The sequence below is a fragment of the Dietzia sp. SLG310A2-38A2 genome (assembly GCF_014145095.1).
Classification (GTDB): domain Bacteria; phylum Actinomycetota; class Actinomycetes; order Mycobacteriales; family Mycobacteriaceae; genus Dietzia.
Genome location: NZ_JAALDX010000404.1, coordinates 1 through 4,730 on the forward strand (window position 1 = coordinate 1; position 4,730 = coordinate 4,730).

The window sequence follows — 4,730 nt, forward strand, 5'->3', positions numbered from 1 at the left end:
ACCCGAGCGGGGAGTGCAGGAGCGAACCCAGTACCAAGCCGACCGCGGTCGCGGCCGGTGAGCCCAGGGGGGTGATCGCGTGGGCGGAGATCCCGGACAGCAGGGTGCGGCCGTCGGGCCCGAACGGGTCGCCCAGTACCCCGCGGGGATGGGCACGTGCGAGCGCGACAGCCATCGCCGCCGTGGCAGCCACCGGGGGGACCGACCGTTGGTCGGACAACGCAGCGGCCACCACATCGAGGGACCGCTCGGCGGTCGGGCCCATGACCTTCCACCAGGCGCGGGCCTCCGCATCGGACCCCAGGCCCTCGGCCAGGGCTCCGGGTGAGGGGTCGGACGGAACGACGATCGCGTCGCGAGCGGGGAGCGCATGGGCCAGCTGAACCGGCGGCGTCCTCAACTCCACGCCGTGTGCGGCGAGGTCGAACCGGCGGAAGAACGGGGCGGCGCCGGCCATCGGGTGGACCGCCGAACACGGGTCGACCACCAGGTCCGCGCCCAGATCTCCCGGCATCCCGTCCATGGGGAGGGTGCGGCACCCGCCCCCGATGGTGTCCTCGGCCTCGAGTACCACGACCCGCCGGCCCGCGCGGGCGCACAGGAGTGCGGCGGCGAGGCCGTTCGGACCCGACCCCACCACCACCACGTCAGCGCGCACCGGTGCGGAGGAGCTCACTCGAAGACCGCCAGGCCGTAGGTCCGGCGCAGGTCCTCCAGCAGTCTCTCCTGGGTCACGGCCTGCTCGGCCAGACCCAGCAGGATGCCTCGGGTGCCGGGCCCGCCCACCTCGTCGTCGTCGCCCTGTGAAGGCTGGTCGGCGATCCATGAGTCCGAGAGCAGCTCCCACATGGAGCGCTTGGCCACCACGAGGGTGCGCAGCGCTTCCAGAACCGCGAGCCGCGTGAGGGGATCGCTCAGGACCGGCCCCACGGGCAGCACGGAGAAGGTGAGTCCGGTCGACAGTCGCAGTAGTCCCCGGCCCGGGGTCCCGATGGGGGTCAGCCGGGACAGCAGCTCGGCCGCGGTGTCGATCTCCTGCTCGAACTGGGCCCGCAGGGGCTCCAGGCGGTTCTTGTCGCGCTCGTCGACGGCGCGGATGCAGTGGTCGAGGAGGCTGCGACCCACCGCCGCGCCGTAGAGGTGTGCCCGGAGGTAGGAGGCGACCGCCGTCGACCCGCGCGCGGGCGCGAGGACGGGCATCCAGGGGCTGGGCAGGCGGACCGGGAGTCCGGTCGACCGGGGCGGGCGCAACATAGGTGATCCGTTCGTCGGGCATCGGTCGGGTGCTGCGGGGACGTCAGCCACGGTAGGCGTCCGTGGCCACCCCGGCCACTGGTCGGGGGCGGTGTGCGGTGGCCTAGACTGTCGATGCCCGAAATGACACCGAGGAGATCCCACTGTGACAGCATCCGGACGTCCCGTCGTCCTCATCGCCGACAAGCTCGCCCAGTCGACCGTCGACGCGCTCGGCGACGCCGTGGAGGTCCGCTGGGTCGACGGCCCGGATCGCCCGAAGCTCCTCGCTGCGGTCAAGGACGCGGACGCGATCCTCGTCCGCTCGGCCACGACGGTCGACGCCGAGGTACTCGCCGCCGCCCCCAAGCTCAAGATCATCGGCCGCGCGGGCGTCGGCCTCGACAACGTGGAGATCCCCGCCGCCACCGAACGCGGCGTCATGGTGGTCAACGCGCCCACCTCCAACATCCACTCCGCCGCCGAGCACGCGGTCGCGCTGCTCATGTCCGCGTGCCGCCAGATTCCCGCCGCTGATCGCACGCTTCGCGAGCACACCTGGAAGCGGAGCTCCTTCGACGGCGTCGAGTTGCTCGGCAAGACCGTCGGCGTGGTGGGCCTGGGTCGGATCGGCCAGCTCGTGGCACAGCGTCTGGCGGCGTTCGAGACGAACCTCATCGCCTACGACCCCTACCTGCCCGCCGCACGAGCGGCACAGCTCGGCATCGAGCTCGTGGACATCGACGAGTTGGTCTCCCGCGCGGACATCATCACGATGCACCTGCCCAAGACCAAGGAGACGGCCGGCCTGTTCGACGCCGAGCGGTTGGCCCGCGCCAAGGACGGCGTCGTGATCGTCAACGCCGCCCGCGGCGGACTGATCGTCGAGGACGCGCTCGTCGAGGCCCTGAAGTCAGGCAAGGTGCGGTCCGCCGCCCTGGACGTGTTCGACACCGAGCCCTGCACCGACTCGCCGCTGTTCGACCTCGAGAACACGGTCGTCACCCCGCACCTGGGCGCCTCCACCAGCGAGGCACAGGACCGGGCCGGCACCGACGTCGCCCGCAGCGTGCTGCTCGCCCTGCGCGGGGAGTTCGTTCCCGACGCCGTCAACGTCACCGGTGGCCCCGTCGGCGACGAGGTCGCGCCCTGGCTCGACCTCGTCCGGAAGCTCGGCCTCATCGCCGGCCACCTGTGCCCGGGCGTGCCCACCACCGTGAACGTCGAGGTCGCCGGCGAGCTCGCCGCCGAGCAGGTCGACGTGCTCGGACTGGCCGCCCTCCGCGGGATGTTCTCCGCCATCACCGACGAGCCCGCCACCTTCGTCAACGTCGGCCAGATGGCCGAGCAGCGCGGGGTCACGCATTCGGTCGGGACCCGCAGCGAGTCGAAGTCCTACCGGAGCACGGTCACGGTCACCGCGGTGGCCGCGGACGGCGCGTCGGCCGATGTCACCGGCACGCTGGCCGGTCTGGACCAGGTCCAGAAGATCGTCCGGATCAACGAGCGCGGGTTCGACATGCGCGCCGAGGGTCAGAACCTGTTCGTCCACTACTCCGATCGCCCGGGCGTGCTCGGCAAGGTGGGCTCCATCCTCGGCGGGGAGGGCATCGACATCCAGGCCGCCGCGCTCAGCCAGGACGTCACCGGCGAGGGTGCGTCGCTGATCCTGCGGGTCGATCGGGCGGTCGCCGAGCCGACCGTCGACCGGATCGTCTCGGAGCTCGACGCCACGGCCACCCAGATCTCCCTGGTCTGAGCGGGGGGCGGACATCATGAGGCTCGCAGTCATCCCCGGCGACGGCATCGGCGTCGAGGTCACGGCAGAGGCGCTCAGGGTGCTGGACGCACTCGTCCCCGGTGTCGAGAAGACCGAGTACGACCTCGGGGCGCGGCGGTACCTGCGCAACGGTGAGACGCTGACCGACGCCGACGTGGAGAGTCTGAAGGGTCACGACGCGATCCTTCTCGGGGCGATCGGGGACCCGCGTTCGGTGCCCGCCGGCGTCCTCGAGCGCGGCATGCTGCTCCCGCTGCGGTTTGCGCTCGACCACCACGTCAACCTGCGCCCGTCGCGTCTGTACCCCGGTTCGGGGACCCCGCTCAAGGACCCGGGTGAGATCGACTTCGTCGTGGTCCGCGAGGGCACCGAGGGGCTCTACACCGGCAACGGGGGCGCGATCCGGGTGGGGACCCCGCACGAGATCGGCACCGAGACCTCGGTCAACACCCGGTTCGGGGTCGAGCGCGTGGTCCGCGACGCCTTCGGCAGGGCGCGGACGCGCCGTGGCAAGCTCACCCTGGTCCACAAGACCAACGTGCTGGTGAACGCGGGCGGCCTGTGGCAGCGCACCGTGGACGAGGTGGCGCCGGAGTTCCCGGACGTCGCGGTGGACTACTGCCACATCGACGCCGCGACGATCTACATGGTCACCGAGCCCTCGCGCTTCGACGTGATCGTCACCGACAACCTCTTCGGCGACATCATCACCGACCTCGCCGCCGCCGTCACCGGAGGGATCGGGACCGCGGCGTCGGGGAACATCGACGCCTCCGGCACCAACCCGTCCATGTTCGAGCCGGTGCACGGCTCCGCCCCGGACATCGCCGGACAGGGCAAGGCCGACCCCACCGCGGCCATCCTGTCGGTGGCGCTGATGTTGAGGCATCTGGGCAAGGTCGCCGAGGCCGAGCGCGTGGAGTCCGCGGTCGAGGCGGACCTGGGGTCGCGTGGAGACCGTCCCGTCGCGACCTCCGAGGTCGGCGACCGGATCGTGTCGACGGTCAGCGCCTAGGACAGAGCACCGACACCGCGGCCCGCGGGTGTGAATCGCATGAAGCGGGTCACACCGCGGGCCGTCGGCGTCCAGAGTGGACCCATGGATGTCGAACTCGCCGAGGTGAGGGATTTCCTCGCCCGCTGCGCCCCCTTCGACGAGCTGACCGGTGATCAGCTCGACCGGATCCCCGCGCGGCTCTCGCAGCGGTACCACCGCCGGGGAACGGTGATCCTCGATGCCGGTGCCCGGAACGACACCCTGCACATCATCCGGTCGGGCGCCGTGGAGGTGTGCGACCCGGACGGCGTACTGCTCGACGCCCGGGGCGAGGGGGACTGCTTCGGCTACTCGTCCCTGTCCCACAGCGGACCGTCGCGCTACCGGATGGTGGCGGTGGCCGACACCCTGCTGCTCGAGATGCCAGGTGGGGTACTGGACGACCTGGCCGCCGAGCACCCTCAGCTGCGCCGGTTCTTCGGCGAACGCAGCGACCGGCTCCGGCAGGACCTCGCCTCGGCACGGCTCGAGGCGGCGGGCGGGGACGCGCTGGGCACGCCGGTCGGGGAGTTGCTCGCCCGGGACGCGGTGACCACCGGTCCCGACACCACGATCCGCGATGCCGCGAGTCTGATGACCGATCGCCGCGTGTCCGCGCTGCTCGTGGTGGAATCGGGCCGTGTGGTGGGGATATTCACCGACCGGGACCTGCGCTCGAAG

At 71.6% G+C, this 4,730-nt stretch carries 5 protein-coding genes; 3 read left to right on the forward strand and 2 right to left on the reverse strand.

The genetic code is table 11. The features are described from left to right. Both G6027_RS13840 and G6027_RS13845 read right to left on the reverse strand, forming a co-directional pair. Positions 1-676, reverse strand: a 676-nt coding sequence (locus tag G6027_RS13840) for an NAD(P)-binding protein (protein ID WP_182637674.1), incomplete at its 3' end; no start/stop codon positions are given. After that, complete coding sequence (locus G6027_RS13845; protein WP_182637675.1) at positions 673-1,254, reverse strand: hypothetical protein; 582 nt, start codon at positions 1,252-1,254, stop codon at positions 673-675. The genes G6027_RS13845 and G6027_RS13840, both read right to left, overlap by 4 nt. A 145-nt stretch (positions 1,255-1,399) precedes the next feature. On the opposite strand from G6027_RS13845, the gene serA reads away from it, so the two are divergent. From serA to G6027_RS13860, 3 genes are all read left to right on the forward strand, one after another. After that, a complete protein-coding gene (serA, locus tag G6027_RS13850) occupies positions 1,400-2,992 on the forward strand; it encodes a phosphoglycerate dehydrogenase (protein WP_182637676.1) in 1,593 nt (530 codons plus the stop codon). A 16-nt stretch (positions 2,993-3,008) separates the two neighbouring features. Further along, positions 3,009-4,028 carry a 3-isopropylmalate dehydrogenase gene (locus G6027_RS13855; RefSeq protein WP_182637677.1) on the forward strand — a complete coding sequence of 340 codons (1,020 nt, stop codon included), beginning with the start codon at positions 3,009-3,011 and terminating at the stop codon, positions 4,026-4,028. An 84-nt stretch (positions 4,029-4,112) separates the two neighbouring features. Further along, positions 4,113-4,730, forward strand: a 618-nt coding sequence (locus G6027_RS13860; protein ID WP_182637678.1) for a cyclic nucleotide-binding domain-containing protein, incomplete at its 3' end; no start/stop codon positions are given.